At 69.9% G+C, this 19,016-nt stretch carries 15 protein-coding genes; 5 read left to right on the forward strand and 10 right to left on the reverse strand.

The annotated features are described in order from the left end of the window. The first annotated feature begins 77 nt into the window (after positions 1-77). Positions 78-734 (forward strand): MOSC domain-containing protein, encoded by a 657-nt coding sequence (locus HNR73_RS01310; RefSeq protein WP_184785327.1) that lies wholly within the window; start codon positions 78-80, stop codon positions 732-734. Here the strand turns inward: HNR73_RS01310 and HNR73_RS01315 are convergent. Next, the gene (locus HNR73_RS01315; protein ID WP_184785328.1) at positions 724-1,257 is read right to left on the reverse strand and encodes a dihydrofolate reductase family protein; all 534 of its coding nucleotides are present in this window, start codon (positions 1,255-1,257) and stop codon (positions 724-726) included. The two genes, HNR73_RS01310 and HNR73_RS01315, sit on opposite strands and share 11 nt — an antisense overlap. 4 nt (positions 1,258-1,261) lie before the next feature. Continuing rightward, positions 1,262-1,849, reverse strand: a complete 588-nt coding sequence (locus HNR73_RS01320) for a TetR/AcrR family transcriptional regulator (RefSeq protein WP_184785329.1) — start codon at positions 1,847-1,849, stop codon at positions 1,262-1,264. 130 nt (positions 1,850-1,979) lie between these two features. Here HNR73_RS01320 and mptB point away from each other — a divergent pair, with 130 nt between their 5' ends. Next, a complete protein-coding gene (mptB, locus tag HNR73_RS01325) occupies positions 1,980-3,416 on the forward strand; it encodes a polyprenol phosphomannose-dependent alpha 1,6 mannosyltransferase MptB (RefSeq protein ID WP_184785330.1) in 1,437 nt (478 codons plus the stop codon). On the opposite strand, the gene HNR73_RS01330 is transcribed toward mptB, so the two are convergent. Then, the gene (locus tag HNR73_RS01330) at positions 3,360-4,736 is read right to left on the reverse strand and encodes a glycosyltransferase family 87 protein (protein ID WP_184785331.1); all 1,377 of its coding nucleotides are present in this window, start codon (positions 4,734-4,736) and stop codon (positions 3,360-3,362) included. The two genes, mptB and HNR73_RS01330, sit on opposite strands and share 57 nt — an antisense overlap. A 30-nt stretch (positions 4,737-4,766) precedes the next feature. Beyond that, positions 4,767-7,331: a penicillin acylase family protein gene (locus HNR73_RS01335; RefSeq protein WP_184785332.1), complete on the reverse strand. Its 2,565-nt coding sequence runs from the start codon at positions 7,329-7,331 to the stop codon at positions 4,767-4,769. A 139-nt stretch (positions 7,332-7,470) separates the two neighbouring features. On the opposite strand from HNR73_RS01335, the gene HNR73_RS01340 reads away from it, so the two are divergent. After that, positions 7,471-8,472, forward strand: coding sequence for a hypothetical protein (locus HNR73_RS01340; protein ID WP_184785333.1), 1,002 nt, complete (start codon positions 7,471-7,473; stop codon positions 8,470-8,472). On the opposite strand, the gene HNR73_RS01345 is transcribed toward HNR73_RS01340, so the two are convergent. The 3 genes from HNR73_RS01345 to glnA all read right to left on the reverse strand — a co-directional run bounded on the left by HNR73_RS01345 (position 8,456) and on the right by glnA (position 12,683). Further along, positions 8,456-9,535: an LCP family protein gene (locus tag HNR73_RS01345; RefSeq protein ID WP_184785334.1), complete on the reverse strand. Its 1,080-nt coding sequence runs from the start codon at positions 9,533-9,535 to the stop codon at positions 8,456-8,458. The two genes, HNR73_RS01340 and HNR73_RS01345, sit on opposite strands and share 17 nt — an antisense overlap. Before the next feature lie 74 nt (positions 9,536-9,609). Next, positions 9,610-11,121, reverse strand: coding sequence for a PQQ-binding-like beta-propeller repeat protein (locus HNR73_RS01350; RefSeq protein ID WP_184785335.1), 1,512 nt, complete (start codon positions 11,119-11,121; stop codon positions 9,610-9,612). Positions 11,122-11,258: 137 nt separating this feature from the next. Next, positions 11,259-12,683: a type I glutamate--ammonia ligase gene (gene glnA, locus HNR73_RS01355; protein ID WP_184785336.1), complete on the reverse strand. Its 1,425-nt coding sequence runs from the start codon at positions 12,681-12,683 to the stop codon at positions 11,259-11,261. A gap of 198 nt (positions 12,684-12,881) precedes the next feature. Here glnA and HNR73_RS01360 point away from each other — a divergent pair, with 198 nt between their 5' ends. Beyond that, complete coding sequence (locus HNR73_RS01360; protein ID WP_239122105.1) at positions 12,882-13,262, forward strand: RDD family protein; 381 nt, start codon at positions 12,882-12,884, stop codon at positions 13,260-13,262. 9 nt (positions 13,263-13,271) lie between these two features. On the opposite strand, the gene HNR73_RS01365 is transcribed toward HNR73_RS01360, so the two are convergent. From HNR73_RS01365 to lipA, 3 genes are all read right to left on the reverse strand, one after another. Then, a complete protein-coding gene (locus HNR73_RS01365) occupies positions 13,272-13,706 on the reverse strand; it encodes a Fur family transcriptional regulator (RefSeq protein WP_184785337.1) in 435 nt (144 codons plus the stop codon). A 225-nt stretch (positions 13,707-13,931) separates the two neighbouring features. Beyond that, complete coding sequence (locus HNR73_RS01370) at positions 13,932-14,627, reverse strand: DUF4191 domain-containing protein (protein ID WP_184785338.1); 696 nt, start codon at positions 14,625-14,627, stop codon at positions 13,932-13,934. 32 nt (positions 14,628-14,659) lie between these two features. Next, positions 14,660-15,562, reverse strand: coding sequence for a lipoyl synthase (gene lipA, locus HNR73_RS01375; protein ID WP_239122111.1), 903 nt, complete (start codon positions 15,560-15,562; stop codon positions 14,660-14,662). A 164-nt stretch (positions 15,563-15,726) separates the two neighbouring features. Between lipA and HNR73_RS01380 the strand changes: the two genes are divergently transcribed. Beyond that, complete coding sequence (locus tag HNR73_RS01380) at positions 15,727-18,975, forward strand: S41 family peptidase (protein WP_184785340.1); 3,249 nt, start codon at positions 15,727-15,729, stop codon at positions 18,973-18,975. Positions 18,976-19,016 lie beyond the last annotated feature (41 nt).

Consider the following 19,016-nt stretch of genomic DNA (forward strand, 5'->3'; position numbering starts at 1 on the left):
GGGGCGGCGATGACGCGTGCCCTTCTCCCACGGAAACCCGTCGCGAACGTGCTCGGCTTTTCCGTACCCTCGCGCCCATGCGGATCCTCTCGGTCAACATCGGCGTCCCGCGCTCCAACCCCTGGAAGAAGCTCGCCGCCACCGGCATCGACAAGCGGCCCGTCGACGGACCGGTCGCGGTGACGGCGCCCGGCCCGAAAGGCGACGGCTCGGTCGGCCTCGCCGGCGACCGCGCCTACGACGTCAAGCACCACGGCGGCACCGACCAGGCCGTCTACGCCTACGCCCGCGAAGACCTCGACACCTGGGAACCGGTCTTCGGCCGGACCCTGCCCAACGGTGTCTTCGGCGAGAACCTCACCACCGAAGGCCTCGACCTCAACGGGGCCCTCATCGGCGAACGCTGGCGGATCGGCGCCGAACTCGTCCTGGAGATCACCTGCCCGCGCATCCCCTGCGCGACCTTCCAGGGCTGGCTGGAACGCGCGGGCTGGATCAAGGAGTTCACCCTCGCGGCGATCCCCGGCCCCTACCTGCGCGTCATCACACCCGGCGAGGTCCGCGCGGGCGACCCCGTCGCGATCGTCCACCGCCCCGGCCACGACGTGACCGTCGCGCTCGCCTTCCGCGCCTTCACCCGCGAACCGGACCTGCTGCCGCGTCTCCTGGTCGCCGACGCCCTGCCCGGGGAGGACATGGCGATCGTGCGGAGGAGGACGGGCGCTACTCCTTGACCACCACCCACGACGTCTGCACGAACCCGCCCGGATGCGTCTTCGTCCACTCGGGCGTGAGGCTGACGTCGGCGTCCAGCGGCCCGAACAGCCGGTGCCCCGAACCGATCAGCACGGGCGCCGTGGAGATCATGAACCGGTCGACGAGCCCGGCCCGCAGGAAGGACTGGATCAGCCGCCCGCCGTCGGGATAGACGTGCTCGGCACCCTCCTCCTCCAGGGCGGCGACGAGCGAGTCGAGGTCGCGGTACACCGTCACGCGCGGGTCGGCGTCCTCCGGCAGGGTCGTGCTAAGCACGGCGACGCGGCGGTCACCGTAGGGCCAGGCGTCCTCGCCGAAGGCGAGCACCGTCTCGAAGGTCGTGCGGCCGAGGACGATCGTGTCGACGGTGTCGAGGAACGCGAAGAAACCCATGTCCCCGGCGGCTTCGCCACGGCCGGTGAGCCAGGCGATGTCGCCGTTCTCGCGGGCGATGAAGCCGTCGAGGCTGGTGCCGATGAACACGGTCGAAGTGAAACCCATGTCGCTACCCCATCCGGTGATTGTCGAGCAGGTCGTCCAGTTCCCCGCGCAGTCGCGCGGGGAGGTCCTCGCCGCCGGTGATCGCCCACATGACGAGGGTCCCGTTGTGCACGACCTGGACCGTGCGCGCCAGGCGCGCCACCTCGGTCCCCGGCCGCAGCTCACCGGCCGCGACCGCGTCGGCCAGCAGCCCGGCGAGCAGCTCGTCCATGCGGTGGGCGTGCGTGGCGGCGTGCGCGTGGAACTCCGGGTCGGTCAGGTCGAGCTGAAGCGCGCCGAGGTGGTTGGCGATCTCCTCCCGGGTGCGCATGCCCGCGCTGAGCTCGCCGAGCACGGCGTGCAGCGCCTCCAGCGGTGAGGCGTGCTCGCGCCGGACCGTCGCGAAGGCCTCGTCCAGTCCTCCCGCGGCCTGTGCGGCGAAGGCGAGGAGCAGTCCGCGCTTTGAGCCGAAACGCTGCACGAGGGTCGCGGGGGAGACGCCGGCCTCGCCGGCGACGACGGCGAGTGTGAGCTTCGGCAGGCCGAGTGCGCCGATGGCGCGTTCGGTGGCGGCGAGGATCTGCTCGTCGCTGGTCGCCCGCGGCCGTCCCATGGTTCCTCCGCCGAGTTTGTGAATGTCTGTTCAGGAACTCTACCGCAGCGCGACGAACGTATAAATGAACAGTCATTTATAAATCGGTGCGGCCGCTCACCACACGCCCGGGCCGCATCGGTGTGCGACCATGGCCCCCGTGCGCCGCCTCACGATCACGCTTCTCGGCCTCACCGGCGGCGTCCTCCTCGCCGTCGCCGCCTGGCTGGGCGGCGCCAAGCCCGACACCGACCTCAAGTCGAACCTCCAGACGGCCCTGTCCCACCCGGACACGGCTGCCGCGATCGGCGTGTGGGCCCTCGGCCTCGCCGCGCTCGGTGTCGCCTGGTGGCACGCCCGCAAGGCCTCCTGGAGCCTCCCCGCGACGCTGGCGACCGCCGCGCTGTGGGCCGCCCCGCTGCTGTTCGCGCCGCCGCTGGGCAGCCGCGACCTCTACGCCTACGCCTGCCAGGGCGCGACCGTCCACGGTGGACTGAACCCCTACGAGGTCGGCTCGGCCGCGCTGCCCTGCCCGTGGCTGGACTCCGTCTCGCTGATCTGGCACGACACGCCCGCGCCCTACGGACCCGTCTGGGTGCTGCTGGCCGGTGCGGCCGTCGCCGTCGCGGGCGGGAACCTCGCCGTGGCGATGACCGTCCTGCGGATCGGCGCGCTCCTCGGCGTGCTCGCGATGGCCGACGCGATCCCGAGACTCGCCGCGCGCACGGGCATCGACCCGGTCCGGGCGACGTGGCTCGGCCTGGCCAGCCCGCTGCTGATGATCCACGTCGTCTCCGGCGGCCACAACGACGCCCTGATGATCGGCCTGGCGCTCCTCGGGCTCCTCGCCGCTGCGAACGGCCGCGGCCCGCTCTCCGGAGCGGCGCTCGGCGCGGCCGTCGCGGTCAAGGCGACCGCCGGGATCGCGCTGCCCTTCGCCGTGCTGCTTCTCATGCGCGACAGGACCTTCCGCGAGTTTCTCCGCCGGGCCTGGGTGCCGGTCGCCGGGACGGTCGCGGTGTTCGCCGCCATCACCCTCGCCAGCGGCCTGCGCCTCGGCTGGCTGAGCGGACTGGTCTCCTCCGGCGACTCCGTGCAGTGGACCTCGCCGCCGACGGCCGTCGGCATGACCGTGGGAGCCGTCTCCAAGGCCCTCGGGAACGACGTCACGACCGGCGCCATCGAGGTCTGCCGGATCCTCGGCTGGATCGCCCTCGCGGTCGCGCTCGTGGCGATCTGGCTGCACGCCTTCCGGCGGGCGCTCGACGCCTCCTCGATCCTGCGGCACCTGACCTGGGCGCTGATCGCGGTCGTCGCGCTGTCCCCGGTCTTCCACCCCTGGTACATGCTGTGGCCGCTGGCGGTCCTGGCCGTCTCCGTCCCCGGTGGCCCCCTGCGGACCGCCGCCCGCGTCGTCGCGGTCGCGCTGCCCGCGCTGACCCTTCCCGACGGCGACAACCTCGCCCTGCGCTCGAAACTCGCCGGGGCCGTGGTGATGACCGGACTGGTCATCACCACCGTCGTACTGGCGCTATCCCGCGTTCGCCCTGGCCGCCGCTCGACGCTCGGGCCACGACGCGAGCCGTGACGGCCAGCGCGGCCAGAAGTTGCCCTTCGCCAGATCCAGTTCGTCGGTCCCGCGCCGGATCGGCAGCGCCACGATCAGCACCAGCGACAGGATGACGTAGGAGTTCTCCCCGATCCACCAGAACGGCCCGTGCAGCCAGTGCTTCGTGGTCACCTCGGCGAAACGCAGACTCAAGGTCAGCGCGAAAGACCAGTAGACGACCATGAACAGCCCCGTCCACGCCCAGAAACGCCTCGTCCAGCGGTCCTTGCGCAAGGCCACGTCGGCCAGCACCACCAGCGCCGGGACGATCCAGAAGTTGTGGTGGATCCACGACACCGGGCTCACCATCACCCCGATCAGCCCGACGATCGTCAGCGCGCAGATCTCGTCGCCCTGCCGGTAGGCCCGTACCGCCCGCCACATCCCGTAGCCGACGACCAGGAGCACCGCCAGCAGGTAGATCCAGCGCGGGTAGTTCGGGTCGCGCTGGTCGAACCAGCGCAGGATCATCCCGTTGACCGAGGTGTTCGAGGTCTGGTCGAGGATCCCGACGCGGCTGGAGTCCCAGAAGGTCACCAGCCAGAACTTCACCGAGGACCGCAGGTCGAAGGCCGCGGCGAGGACCGTCGCCGCCGTCGCCCAGAACATCGACATGAACGCCGGCCGCCACCGCTTGGTCAGCAGCAGGTAGATGATGAAGATGCCCGGTGTCAGCTTGATCGCCGTGGCCAGCCCGATCCCGATGCCCGCCCACTTCGAGTTGCGGCGGCACAGGAACAGCAGGTCCCCGATGATCAGCACGGCCAGTTCGTGGTTGACCTGCCCGAAACTCAGCGACTCCCGGATCGGTTCCAGCGCGAAGGCCAGGGGCACCACCAGACCGCAGACGAACCACGCGGGCTGCTTCAGCCGGCGCGCCAGGGGAGTGGCCACCCAGTAGCACATCAGGGCCAGCGCGGCCGACATCACGATCAGGTGCGACCACTTCGCCAGCCCGTAGGGCAGTACCGCGAGCGGGATCATGATCAGCGCGGCGAAGGGCGGGTAGGTGAAGCCCAGGTTGTAGTTGGTCTTGTCGGGCTGCGAGTAGTTGTACAGGATGTTGTCGCCGTCGAGCCAGAACAGCACGGCCTTGCGGTAGATCCGGAAGTCGAAGAGCCGGTGGTGTTCACCGAAGCGGTCGGCGAGGATCCACACCACCGCCATCAGCACCACGATGGCGGCGACCCGCAGCCAGAAGACCGTTCGCGGATTGCTCAGCGGGCCACGCGACCCGCCTTCGGAGGTCACGCCGTCACTGGCGTCAGGCTCGGGCTCGGCCTTGGTGGTGGTGTCCACAGTGGTGTCGGTTTCCTCTTGCTAAGGCCGTCAGGGCGTGAGCGTCAGCCGGTCGCGGGTGGTGACCTCGATGTCGCGGTCGGACCAGCGCATGGGGGTCAGCGCGCCGGTACGCCACATCTGGACCTGGTCGTCGTAGTGGGCGCTGAACGTGTGGCCGGACTGGCCGGTCAGGTTGACCCACCAGGAACCGTCGAGGTTCGCCAGGTCCACGATCATCCGCATAGAGGGTACGGCGTCGACCTCGTACCCTTTCGCCGGGTTCCAGCCGGTGGCGTTGACGATTCCGTCCCCACCGGCGACCCCGACCGGGGGCGAGTTGAACAGCCATTCGACGATCCCGATGCCCGACGTGCCAAGGGTCGGGTTCGTCAACGTCAGCGTGTGCAGCTCGTCCCAGCGCCAGCCCGACGGGTCCCCGCCGAGCCGTTCGGTGAGTTCGTCGACGGCGTCGGCCATCGCCTTGGCGAGCATCGCGTCGCGGTTCTCGACCTCCGGCGTCGCCACGTCGTCCCACCAGGGACTGTCGGGCTGCTCCATGAGCTTCCCGACGACCTCGTACCAGCGCTCGCCGCCGCCCGGGGGAGCGGAGTCGGGCAGCTCGTCGAAGGTGTTGAGCAGCAGGTGCCGCCAGGTCGCGTTGTAGAACGCGGCGGCGGCCGAGTCGCGGTCGGACTGGAGGTCCCAGTCGCGCAGGAGGTCCTGTGCCTCCTTGACCGTGCCCTCGGTGGAGACGCCGAGGAGTTTCGGCACGACTGGGGCGGCTCCGCCGTTGCGGCCGTCCATCTGCATCAGGCGGATGTCGTCGATGCTGAGCAGGTCGGTGTCGGCCTCGATCATGTCCCGGATCCGCTCACTGCGGTACCCGTAGGCCCAGTCCTCGGTGAGCAGGTGCGGATACTCCTCGCCGATCACCTCGTTGTTGGCGGTGACGATGAAGCCCTCTTCCGGGTTCACCGTGTACGGCAGTTCCTCGGTGGGGATGTAACCCGACCAGTCGTAGCCGGAGTCCCAGCCCGGGGAGGGCCAGGTGCCGTCACCGGTACCGCGCACCGGGATCTTGCCGGGCGCCTGGTAGCCGATGTTGCCGGAGGTGTCGGCGTAGATCATGTTCTGCGAGGGCACCTCGAAGCGGGCCGCGGCGGCCTTGAACTCCGGCCAGTTCGCGGCCCGGTTCAGCGCGAAGATCGCCTCGGCGGTACGGCCCGGTTCCAGCGCGGTCCAGCGCAGCGCGACGGCGTACTCGCCGCCCTCGTTGAGCTTCGGCGTCGGCGGGTTCTTCGCCAGGGACTCGTAGGTGTCGTCGTTGTCCGACATCACCGGCCCGTGCTTGGTCTCGCGGACGGTGATGGTCCGCGACTCGCCGCCGGCGACCTTGATGGTCTCCTCGCGGGTGCTCTCGAAGGGCAGCCATGAACCGTCGACGAGGTACTTGTCGCCGTCGACGCGTTCGACGTAGAGGTCGGTGACGTCGGGGCCGAGGTTGGTGAAGCCCCAGGAGATGTCGGCGTTGTGGCCGATGATGATGCCCGGCACGCCCGAGAAGGTGAAGCCGGTGACCCGGAAGGGGCAGGCCTCGCTGAGGGTGCGGCAGCGCAGCCCCGCCTGATACCAGACCGACGGCATCGAAGGCGCCAGGTGCGGGTCGTTGGCCAGGATCGGCATCCCGGTCTCGGTCCGGGAACCGGAGACCACCCAGGAGTTCGAGCCGATCCCGTCGATGGCGGGCCCGGTGACCTTCGCGAGGGCGTCGAAGGCGCTCTGCGCGCCGGTCAGGGCGTCCGTGGCGTCGACGTCGGGCGCGGTCGGTTCACCACCGCCCTCACCGCCGCCGGAGTCATCGCCGGGCGCGGTCAACTCGAACTTGCCGTCCTTGACCGTCCCGTCCGGCACGATCGGCGCGTGCCGGTCCTCCGGGTAGGCCGGGTACAACTGCGAGATCTGCTTGGGCGTCAGGCCCGCGTCGGCGAGCGTGGCCCGGTTGAGCTCGTCGCTGAGGTTGCCGCGCAGGTCCCAGGCCATCGCCTTGAGCCAGGCGACGGAGTCGACCGGCGACCAGTCCTCGATCACGTAGTCGGGGTTGTCCAGTGCGAGGACGGTGTACTCCAGGCTGACCTCCCCCGCGCTGTGGGTGCCGAGGAAGGCGTTGACGCCTTCGGCGTAGGCCGTGAAGTAGCTCTTGGTCGTCGCGTCGAGGATCTCCCACTCCTGCTCGGCGACCTTGCGCCAGCCCATGGTGCGCACGGCGGCGTCGGTGCCGACCTGGCTCTCACCGAACATCTCCGACAGCCGCCCGGAGGTGATGTGGCGGCGGAAGTCCATCTCCCAGAAGCGGTCCTGGGCGTGGACGTAGCCCTGCGCGCGGAACAGGTCGGTGGCGGTGTCGGCGTAGATCTGCGGGATGCCGCGTTCGTCCCGCCAGACGTCGACCTCGCCCGACATGCCCGGCAGCGCGATCTCACCGTCCACAGTGGGGAACGACTTGCGCACGATGTAGGCGAACCCGAGCGAGATGACGAGCACGAGCACGGTCAGCACGGCGAGGGTCCACAGGCCGATACGGCGCAGCAGACGGAGGAGACGAGCGCGGTCCATCGGCACATCCTCCCAGGGCGCGGCACCTCGCCGCTCATGGGGCGATATGTACCCCGGTGCGCCGATCTCCCCCGGGCGGGGGATGGCCTTCACGCTGCGGGGGCAGGTTTCACCGGGACGCTCACCCGAGGCTGATGGCATGTCCGACGACACTCACCCCTCACCCGGCTCTCCGCCGCCCGGCCGGACCGCCCTGCGCGTCTCGTGCGCGGTCCTCGTCCTTGCCACACTGCCGTACCTCAGCCTGAAGATCCATTGGCTGCTCGGCGGAACCGCCGGGCTCAACGGCATGGCCGACACCACCCAGGTCGACGCGCTCAACGCCTTCACCGCGGGCATGGACCTCGTCGCCGCGCTCCTCGCCGGCGTGTTCGCCTTCCGCCGGGGCCGCCGGGTCCCGGCCTGGCTCATCCTGTTCCCCGTCTGGGTCGGCACCGGACTCCTCGGCGAGATCGTGCTCGGCATGCCCTTCCAGGCACTGGCCTCCACGGTGGCCGGCGAGCCCCTGCTCCCGGCCGCCGACGCCGGTGCGGCCCCACCACCGGTCGCGTCGTGGGTATTCGGGATGGTCTACGGCGGATTCGTGGTCCAGGGCCTGGCCTTCCTGACCGCCTTCGTCCTCTACGCCCGCGAGCGCTGGACCGACGTGTTCACCGGCCGCGCCGGCGAAGGACAGGTCGCCGTCCCCGCCTTGCGCGCGCTCGCCACACCCCTCACCTGGACGGCGGCCGTCGGCGCCGGAGCGGTCGCGCTGATCAACACCGCCTGGGCCCTGGGCTACACCGGCGGCATCAGCGCCGACCACGTCGACGCCATCAGCCGCAGCGCCCGCACCAACGGTGCCGTCATCGCCGTCTTCGCGCTCGCCGCGGCCGTCGGGCTGGTCCTCAACGCCCGCACCCGTTCCGGCCGTGTCCCACGCTGGACGGTGACCCTGGCCGCCTGGGTGGGCACCGGCTCGATGTTCGGCTGGGGCATGTGGGGGCTGCTGGTCCTGCTCGGCAGTGACACGGGCGTCGGCATGCAGCACACGCCCGACCTGACCAACTACGAGGTACTGCTGCGCTTCACCCTCGGGATCCTCGGCGGGACGGCCTTCCTGCTCACCCAGGCCGAGCGCGAGCTCAGCCGGTCTTGTTGACCCAGTCGGGATTCTCCAGGGTCCAGGTGGCCAGGTCGTCGTCGCGGATCGCCTTGTACAGCGACTCGGCCGCCTTCTCGTGCTCGGGAAGGGTGCGGACGTACCAGATCTCGTTTTCCTTCACCGAGTCCGAGGGCACCTTGAGCGTGGTCAGCTTCGAGGCGTCGATGTCGGTCAGCGCGAAGGCCAGATCGGTGACCTGGCGGCCTTTGAGGTCGAGCAGAATCTGGTCGCCGATCTTGTCGATCAGCTCGCCGACCTTGAAGACGTTGGTCATGTAGCCTTCGGCCTTCGCCTTCTTGAGCAGCTGCTTGATGAAGTGCTGCTGCATCCGCTGGCGGCCGTAGTCGCCGACGCCGTACTTCGGGTCCCAGTTGGGATTGTCGTAGTCGTAGGCGTATCGCTCCCGGACGATGCCGAGCGCGAGCTTCGGCTCGTACTCCCGGCAGCCCTTCTTCACGTGCGGCTTGTTGCCGTCGGCGTCCTTGGGGTGTTCGAGGTCCATGTCGAAGGGCACGCACAGCTCGACGCCGCCGAGCAGCTCCACGACGTCCTCGAAACCACCGAAGTTGATCATCGCGGCGCCGTCGAACTTCACGCCGGTCAGGTCGGTCAGCGTCGCCGCGAGACTGGAGACGGCCTTCTTCATGTCGGTCCCGCCGACACTGAAGGCGGCGTTGATCTTGTCGTCGCAGGGCGCGCCGTTTCCGCAGTCGGGGATGGTCACCTCAAGGTCGCGCGGGATGGAGACGATGTTCGCCGCGGACAGATCGGCGTTGACGTGCAGGATCATGATCGAGTCGGACTGCGCCGCCGACCAGTCCTTGCGCATGTCCGAGCCGACCAGCAGGAAGTTCAGCGGCCCGGTGACCTCCTCGCCCGGCTGGTAGGCGGTGCAGTCGTCCAGGAGGCAGGCCTGCTGGGCCGCGTCGTTGACCTTGTCGAACATGACGTTGGCGTAGACGACGGCACCCCCGGCCACCACCATCAGGAACGCCCCCGTGGCGACCAGGATCTTCGCCCACAGGGGCTTTCGTGCACTGCGCCGTCGTCGGCCTGCCATGGCGTTCCTCCGTCTCCACGGCGGCGTGAGCCGCCACCGTGACGGTGAACGCTCTGGCCCGGCGATGAGGTTGCTCAGGATCCGTGGACGACCGCCAGATCGAGGATCCGGCCGTCCACGGTCCCCGCCAGGAGCCGGCCCGGGCCGTCGATGGCGAGAGACAGCGCGACGGCCGGCCGACCGCGGACCTGGAGCTCCTCGCGGTGCAGCACCGTCCCGTCGTCGAGTGCGAGTACCACCACTTCGCCGGTGTTGAAGGCCGCGTAGACCCGCTCGCCGTCGGTGTCGACGGCGGTGACCGGCACATCGGCGGTGTGCACCCAGCGCGCCTCACCGGTCCGGGCGTCGCGGGCGACGACGAAGGCGTTGCCCGGGAGCAGGCCGTGCCCGTGGTAGACCGTTCCGGCGTGGACGAGCGTCCCGCCGGTGACCACGCCGGGACCGCCGAACAGGTGCCGGTCCAGCACGGCGTCCCATTCGACCGGGAACAACCGGCCGACGCCCTCGCCGTCCACCGCCGCCACCCACTTGTTCCGGTGGGGCGCGTCCGGTTCGCCGACCAGCACGAGCGGCCGCGCGGCCCCGCCGACGGCGAACGGATGGTTGACGGTGTCGCAGCCGAACAACTCGACGGTGGTGACCAGACGCCCGGAGGGGTCGAACAGCACCGCCGGATGCTCCTCACGATGGCTGGTGTGGCGCAGCAGGACCGAGCCGTCCTCCGCGCCCGACAGCACCACCGGCCAGCCCTCGCCGAACTCGGCGAGGACCCGCCCGTCGTCCAGCGACACGCGGGCGACGAGGTCGCGACCATCGCCCAGACGATGGGTCACGTTGACCAGCGCGGTCCCCCCACCCGGGTCGACGAGCAGCTGGCGCGCACCGCCCGCGTGCGAGACCGACCACGCCGGTTCCCCGTCGGCGGACCACTTCTCGGCGACGACGCCGTCCCGCGCGGCCAGCACGCCGCCCTCGTGGGGCGCCACCGCCCACACCTGGCCCCGGGACTTCCACGTCTCGTGAACCGCCTTGGGTGTCGGGACCGAGTCGGCGTCCCGGTGCTCGCCGAAGAGGTGCGTTCCGGGAGCACGCCAGTCGTCGCGGACGATCACCTCGCGGAAGCTGCGATGCCGCGCGTCGGTGAAGTCGTCGTCGTTCGGGGGAGCGACGAGGACGTCGAGGGTCCGGGCGTTCGTCCAGCGGACCCGCCGCACCTCCCGGTCGTCCCCGGTCACCGAGACGGTCACGCTGGTCTCGACGTCGAGGATCAGCAGCTCACCGGTGAAGTAGTTTCCGCCGTCGTAGCCGCCCGTCCCCACCGCCACCAGCGGCAGGGCCGGGTGAAACGCGAGGTCCCGGATCGCCGAGTCGGTCTCCAGCAAGACCCGGCAGCGCTCGCCGCCGTCCTCGTACACGCCCAGCCGGTGCCGGCCCCACAGCGTGTCGGCACTCTGGTTCCCGTCCCAGTACAGCGATGCGAGGTCACCCCCGACGGCGACGAGGCCACCCCGCCGGGCCACCACCGTCGGTTTCCCGATCTCGGTGAACGGCACGTCCCCGAGGACGCGGGTGAGGGTGAGACGCATCTGGGCTCCAGGGTGGGGGAGCGGTCAGGATGCCGGGGGATGGGTTGCCGCGCAAGCGAAAACCCCGCCACCGTCGTGCCACGGTGGCGGGGTCCTCGCGCGGATTCCCGTGCGGCGTAGGGCGCCGCGCGGTTCGACTACACGTCGAAGTACAGCGCGAACTCGTGCGGGGTCGGGCGCAGGCGGATCGGGTCGACCTCGTTCTCGCGCTTCCAGGAGATCCACGTCTCGATCAGGTCGGGCGTGAAGACGCCGCCTTCGAGGAGGAAGTCGTGGTCGGCTTCGAGGGAGTCCAGCACGGCCGGGAGGGAACCCGGGACCTGCGCGACCTCGTTGTACTCCTCCGGCGGGAGCTCGTAGAGGTCCTTGTCGACCGGCGCCGGCGGCTCGATCTTGTTCTTGATGCCGTCGAGCCCGGCCATCAGCATCGCCGAGAAGGCGAGGTACGGGTTGCAGGACGGGTCCGGCACGCGGAACTCGACGCGCTTGGCCTTCGCGTTCGTCCCCGTCACCGGGATGCGCGTGCAGGCCGAGCGGTTGCGCTGCGAGTAGACCAGGTTCACCGGCGCCTCATAGCCGGGCACCAGGCGGCGGTAGGAGTTCACCGTCGGGTTGGTGAAGGCCAGCAGCGACGGAGCGTGCCGGAGCAGCCCGCCGATGTAGTAGCGCGCCATGTCCGACAGCCCGGCGTAACCGGTCTCGTCGTAGAACAGCGGGTCGCCGGCCAGCCACAGGCTCTGGTGGGTGTGCATGCCCGAACCGTTGTCGCCGAACAGCGGCTTCGGCATGAACGTCGCGGTCTTGCCGGCGTTCCAGGCGGTGTTCTTCACGATGTACTTGAACAGCTGGACCTGGTCGCCGGAGTGCAGCAGGGTGGAGAACTTGTAGTTGATCTCGGCCTGTCCGGCGGTGCCGACCTCGTGGTGGGCGCGCTCGACCTCAAGGCCGACGTTGAGCAGCTCGCGTACGATGCCGTCGCGGAGGTCGGCGTAGTGGTCGACCGGCGGGACGGGGAAGTAGCCGCCCTTGTAACCCGGCTTGTAGCCGAGGTTGCCGCCCTCCTCCTCCTTGCCGGTGTTCCAGGCGCCTTCCTTGGAGTCGATGTAGTAGAAGCCGTGCTGCGCGGCGGTGTCGAAGCGGATCGAGTCGAAGAGGTAGAACTCCGCCTCGGCCCCGAAGTAGGCCTTGTCGGCGAAGCCGATCCCGGCGAGGTACTGCTCGGCCTTCTTGGCGACGTTGCGCGGGTCGCGGCTGTAGGCCTCCCGCGTGAACGGGTCGTGGATGAAGAAGTTCAGCGCGATCGTCTTCTGCGCGCGGAACGGGTCCACGAACGCCGTGGTCACATCCGGCAGGAGCAGCATGTCCGACTCGTGGATCGCCTGGAAGCCGCGGATGGACGACCCGTCGAAGGCCAGCCCGTCGGTGAACACGTCGGCGCCGAAGGACTCGGCCGGCACGTTGAAGTGCTGCATGACGCCCGGCAGGTCGCAGAAGCGGACGTCGATGAACTTGACGTCGTTGTCGCGTACGTAGGCGAAGAGCTCATCGGGGTTGGCGAACACGTGTGGTTCCTCCGTCGGCTAGGCGGTGGTGGGCGCTGCGGGAACAGGTCGGCATGACGGCCTGCGGCGACCGTAGGTCGGTGGCGTTGCCTCGCCGTGTCTCCCGTGTTTCGCCCGTGTTACGCGGCGTTCAGGGTGACGAGGCCCACGACGACCGGCTCGCGCGGTCCGCGAACGGCCGCCGGGTACGCTCATTCCGTGTCTACCACCGCTTCGCCGTCCTCGAACACGACTTCGGAGACTCGCCCGGCGACTTTCGGCGAGCGCTTCCTGGCACTGCTGATCGACTGGATCCTGTGCCTGCTCCTGGCCGTGGCCGTCATGCCGCGTCCGTACGGGAATCTATGGGCTTCGGCGTTCCTGGTGGTGGAGTACGCGTTCTTCGTGGGCTTGTTCACACAGACCCCCGGCATGCGCGTGGCGAAGATCCGCTGCGTCCGCATCGACGGTGAGCGCCTCGGTCTGTACCGCGCGCTCATCCGGGGTGCGCTGCTCGCGCTGGTCGTCCCCGCCCTGATCATGGATTCCGACCGTCGCGGCCTGCACGACCGCGCGGCCGGTTCGGTGATGGTGCGCTAGCTTCCGGCGTCAAGGCCCGGTCGAACCGGCCGGGGATACCTTCTGGCAATCCGCGCACAGCCCCCAGTACGTGACCTCGGCTTCGTCGATGATGTAGCCGTGGTCCTCGGCGGCCTCCAGGCAGGGCGCCGTCCCGACCGCGCAGTCGATGTCGGCGACGTGCCCGCAGCCTCGGCAGACGGCGTGGTGGTGGTTGTCGCCGGTCCGGGACTCGTAGCGGGTGTGGTGCCCGGCGGGTTCGATGCGCCGGGCGAGGCCGACCTCGGTGAGGGTGGCGAGCACGTCGTAGGCGGCCTGGGTGGACAGCGACCCGACCTTCGGCCGCGCGCGGGCGATGACCTCGTCGACGTGCGGGTGGCCGCCCTCGGCGAGCGCTTCGAGCACGGCGAGTCTCTGCTTGGTGACCCGCAGGCCTTTGCTGCGCAGCAGTGGTTCGCCGTTCATGGTTCAACCCTCGCGTCGAGACTGGGAGCAATGGGTGACGGCCGTCCTCCGTTCGGCGACGGCCGTCACGTTTCCCGGAATGGTAGAGAGCACACGGCGTGATGGAAAGGGGCCGTCCGGATGGCGGACGCGCGTTCGTGCGGCTCGGCCGGGTTTGTCCTCGCCCGTGCGTGAAAAAGGCCGGAACACCTGAGGTGTCCCGGCCTGATCGGCGTGTCCGGTATGTCAGCGGCCTCGCATCGCCTTGTGCATGCCCTTGGGGGCGCGCATGTTCCCCGGGACCGGCCCCTTCGGGATCGGTGCGGAGCGCGCGCTGATCGCCTCAAGGCGCTTGATGAGCCCGGCGAGCTCCTTCGAGGTGAGGTTCTTGGGCAGCTTCGTCAGCGTCGAGCGCAGCTTGCGCACCGAGAGCCGGCCGTCTTCCTCGCCGATGATGTAGTCGTAGACGGGCGCGTTGCCGGCGATGCGGCTGACGCGCTTCTTCTCCTGGGCGATCATGCTCTTCAGCCGGTGCGGGGACCCCTCGGCCAGCAGCACGACGCCGGAGCGGCTAATCGTGCGGTGGACCATGTCCTGGTGGGTGTTGACCTGCACGGCGGGGGTCGTGGTCCAGCCGCGGATCATGTCCATCAGGGCGAGGGCGGCGCCCGGCTTGCCGACCGCTTCGTTCATGACGGCCTTGTTCACGCGCAGGTTGAGCACGATCATCATGGCCAGCAGCGACATCAGGATGCCGACCGGGATGATCCACCAGCCGAGCTCGGTGAAGGTCACCAGCGCCGCCACCGCTATCAGCGGTAGGAGGATGGCGACGATCACGAGCGGGAGGAATACCTTGTCCCGCTTGGCGGTGAACGTGAACGCCTGGCCGATCTGCTTGATCCGCTGGATGAATGAAACCTTCTCGGGCTGGTCTGCCATAACGTCAAGCTTAGATGGAGGTCGGCGTCACGTCACGCGGGCTGCCGGGCGTCGAGCGCCTGGCGGTAGAGGCGTCCAGCCCGGTAGGAGGAGCGCACCAGTGGCCCGCTCATCACACCGGCGAAACCGATGGCCTCGGCCTCGGCGCTCAGCTCGACGAACTCCTCGGGTTTCACCCAGCGCTCGACGGGGTGGTGCCGGGCCGACGGGCGCAGGTACTGCGTGATGGTGATCAGTTCGCAGCCGGCGGCGTGCAGGTCGGTGAGGGCCTGCGAGATCTCCGCACGCTCCTCGCCCATGCCGAGGATGAGGTTCGACTTGGTGACCAGACCGGCCTCGCGGGCCTTGGTGATCACCGACAGCGAACGCTCGTAGGTGAAGGCCGGGCGGATGCGCTTGAAGATCCGCGGCACGGTCTCGACGTTGTGCGCCAGCACCTCCGGGCGCGAGCCGAAGACCTCGGCGAGCTGCTCGGGGACGGCGTTGAAGTCGGGGATCAGCAACTCGACACCGCAGCCGGGCAGCAGCTCGTGGATCTGGCGGACCGTCTCGGCGTACAGCCAGGCCCCGCCGTCGGGCAGGTCGTCGCGGGCGACGCCGGTGATGGTGGCGTACTTCAGCTCCATCTGGGCGACCGACTCGGCGACGCGGCGGGGTTCGTCGCGGTCGAGCGCCTGTGGTTTGCCGGTGTCGATCTGGCAGAAGTCGCAGCGTCTGGTGCACTGGTCGCCGCCGATGAGGAAGGTCGCCTCGCGGTCCTCCCAGCACTCGTAGATGTTGGGACAGCCGGCTTCCTGGCACACGGTGTGCAGGCCCTCGCGTTTGACCAGCCCGCTCAGTTCGGTGAACTGGGGGCCCATCTTGGCCTTGACCTTGATCCAGGACGGCTTGCGCTCAATGGGCGTGGCCGCATTGCGCGCTTCGATGCGCAGCATGCGGCGGCCTTCGGGCTGTACGGAGGTCACGGTGACGAGCCTACGTCGTGGCGCTCCCGCGGACTCGTGGGCTTGCTCACGTGGCGTCGGCATGATGTCATGGTGATGCCGCCTCTTGGTGGGCGGTCCAGCACACATTGAGCCCTTCACCCGGAGGTTCGGCAATGGCGAACGGCTATCCCCGGTTCCCGACCATTCACCGCGACACGATCGTCTTCGTCTGCGAGGACGACCTGTGGACCGTCCCGGCGGCGGGCGGGCACGCCGCCCGGCTCACCGCGGGCGTGGCGGCGGCGTCGCACCCGCGCGTGTCGCCCGACGGCACCCTCATCGCCTACACCGGCCGCGAGGAGGGGCCCGCCGAGGTCCACGTCGTGCCGATGGGCGGCGGCGAGTCGAGGCGGCTGACCTTCGAGGGCGGCTACTCCCTCGGTGTCACCGCCTGGCGCGGCGACTCCGTCGTCTACGCCACGGCCGCGCAGAGCCCGACCCGCGGCGAGACGCGCCTGCGCACGATCGACGCGATCAACGGCGCCGACAGCGCCGAACTGCCCTACGGCCGCGGCAGCGAACTGGCCGACGGCCCCGACGGCGTCTCGGTCATCGCGCGCGGCGGCTTCCGCGACGCGGCGGGCTGGAAACGCTACCGCGGTGGCACCGCCGGTCACCTGTGGATCCGCGACGGAGGTTCAGCGGGGGATTTCCGTCGCCTGCGCGAGCCGAACGGGAACCTGGCCAACCCGAACATCATCGGGGACCGGATCTACTTCCTGTCCGACCACGAGGGCTACGGCAACGTCTACTCGATCGACTTCGCCGGTGGCGACCTGCGCAGGCACACCGACCACGGCGACTTCTACGCCCGCAGCCTCTCCGGTGACGGCGAGCGGCTCGTCTACCACTGCGGCGGCGACGTCTACCTGCTCGACCCGGCCGAGGACGGCCCCCGCAAGCTGGAGATCGCCGTCGGAGTGACCCGCACGCAGCGCGCCCGCCGCTTCGTCGACACGGGTGAGTACCTGCACTCGGCGCACCTGTCGGACGACGGTTCGAGCCTCGCGATCACCAGCCGCGGCAAACCCTTCACCTTCGGGAACTGGGAGGGCCCGGTCGTGCAGCACGGCGCCACCGACGGCGTCCGCTACCGCGACCTGGCCTGGCTGCCCGGCGGGGAGCGCCTCGTCGCCATCGCCGCCGACGACGGCCCGCGCGAGGTGCTGGTGACCCTGCCCCTCGGCGCCGCCGAACCCGACCGCCGCCTCGACCTCGACCTGGGCCGCGTGATGGAGCTCGCCGTCGCGCCGGAGGGCGCCACGGTCGCCCTCGTCAACCACCGCAACCAGCTCCTGGTCGTCGACCTCGACGCCGAGGAGCCGGTCGCGAAGGTCCTCGACACCAGCGCCTACGGCCAGATGAGCGACCCGGTCTTCTCACCCGACGGCGGTTGGATCGCGTACTCCTGCCCGCTGCAGGCCTCGCAGGAGGACGCGGCGAGCCGCACCGGGATCAAGCTCGTCGAGCTGGCCACCGGCACCGTCCGGATGGCCGCCGAGCGGGTCCTGCGCGACGAGGGCCCGTCCTTCGACCCCGACGGGAAGTACCTGTACTTCATCGGGCACCGCGAGTTCAACCCCGTCTACGACGAGCTGCACTTCGACCTGAACTTCCCGACCGGCGCGCGCCCGTACGCCATCGCGCTGCGCTCGGACGTGGCCGCGCCCTTCGTGCCGACCGCCAAGCCCCTCACCGAGGAGGAGGACAAGGACAAGGATAAGACCGCCGAGGGTGACGGCGAGGGGGAGCAGGAGGAGAAGCCGGTGGCGCGCATCGACTTCGACGGGATCACGCACCGGATTGTGCCGCTCCCGCTGCCCGACGGGCGCTACGACAAGGTCGTCGGCGTCTCGGGCAAGGTCCTCGTGCTGTCGCGGCCCGTCGAGGGCACGAGGCCGTCGGGGGACGGCTCCGACGACCCGGTCGGCGCCTTGGACAGCGTCGACCTCGCCAGCGGCAAGGTCGAGCGCGTCGCCGACGGGGTCAGCGACATCGAACTCGGCCCCGACGGCAAGACCCTCCTCTACCGCTCCGGTGACCGCCTGCGCGTCATCAAGGCCGGTGAGAAGGCGCCCGACGAGTCGGGCACCACGCGTGATTCCGGTTGGGTGGACCTCGGCCGCGTGAAGGTCTCGGTGCGCCCGGAGACGGAATGGCCGCAGATGTTCCGCGAGGCGTGGCGGCTGATGGCCGAGCACTTCTGGACCGAGGACATGTCCGGCGTCGACTGGAACGGCGTCTACGAGCGGTACGCGCCACTGGTGGACCGGATCTCGACACGCGGGGAACTCTCGGACCTGTTCTGGGAGATGAACGGCGAGCTCGGGACCTCCCACGCCTACGAGGCCCTCGGCGACTACCGCGCCGGGCCGTACTACGGGCAGGGCTACCTCGGCGCCGAGTTCGCGCTCGGCGACGACGGCTACACGATCGCGCGGATCCTCGAAGGCGACCCGTGGCTGCCCGAAGCGACGTCGTCGTTCAACCGCCCCGGCGTCGACGTCCGCGAAGGCGACCGGCTGCTGGCCGTGAACGGCCAAGCCGTCGGCGAAGGCGCCACCCCGGGCCAGCGCCTGGTCAACCAGGCCGGTCAGGAGGTCCGCCTGACCGTCGCGCGCGGCGACGAGGAGCCGCGCACCGTGACGGTCAAGGCCCTCGACTCCGAGGCCGCGATCCGCTACCGCGACTGGGTGGAGGACAACCGGCGGAAGGTGCACGAGGCGACCGACGGGCAGGTCGGGTACATCCACGTGCCCGACATGGGGCCGCACGGGTTCGCGGAGTTCCACCGCGCCTACCTCAACGAGTTCGATCGCAACGGCCTGATCGTCGACGTGCGGTACAACGGCGGCGGGCACGTCTCGGGTCTGCTCATCGAGAAGCTCGCGCGCCGGCGGCTCGGCTACGACCACTCGCGGTGGAACATGCCGATGTCGTACCCGGCCGAGTCGCCGCGCGGCCCGCTGGTCGCCATCGCCAACGAACTCGCCGGCTCCGACGGCGACATCTTCAGCCAGGCCTTCAAACAGCTCCAGCTCGGGCCGCTCGTCGGGAAGCGGACGTGGGGCGGCGTCGTCGGGTACACCGACCGCGCAGGACTCGTCGACAACACCTTCCTGTCGCAGCCCGAGTTCGCCTTCCACTTCGACGCGACCGGCTGGGGCGTGGAGAACTACGGCGTCGACCCCGACGTCGAAGTCGAGATGGCGCCCCAGGACCACGCCGCCGGACGAGACCCGCAACTGGAGACCGCGATCGAACTCGCGCTCGTCGAGATCCAGAAGCGGCCACCGCACACCTTCACACCCGCCGACCGTCCGCGACTGACCGCACCGGTCTTGCCGCCGCGGGCGGGGTAGGGGTAGGGGTAGAGCTGGGGAGCCGGGGTCGTGCCGTGAGG

It is taken from the genome of Phytomonospora endophytica (genome assembly GCF_014202425.1).
GTDB lineage: Bacteria > Actinomycetota > Actinomycetes > Mycobacteriales > Micromonosporaceae > Phytomonospora > Phytomonospora endophytica.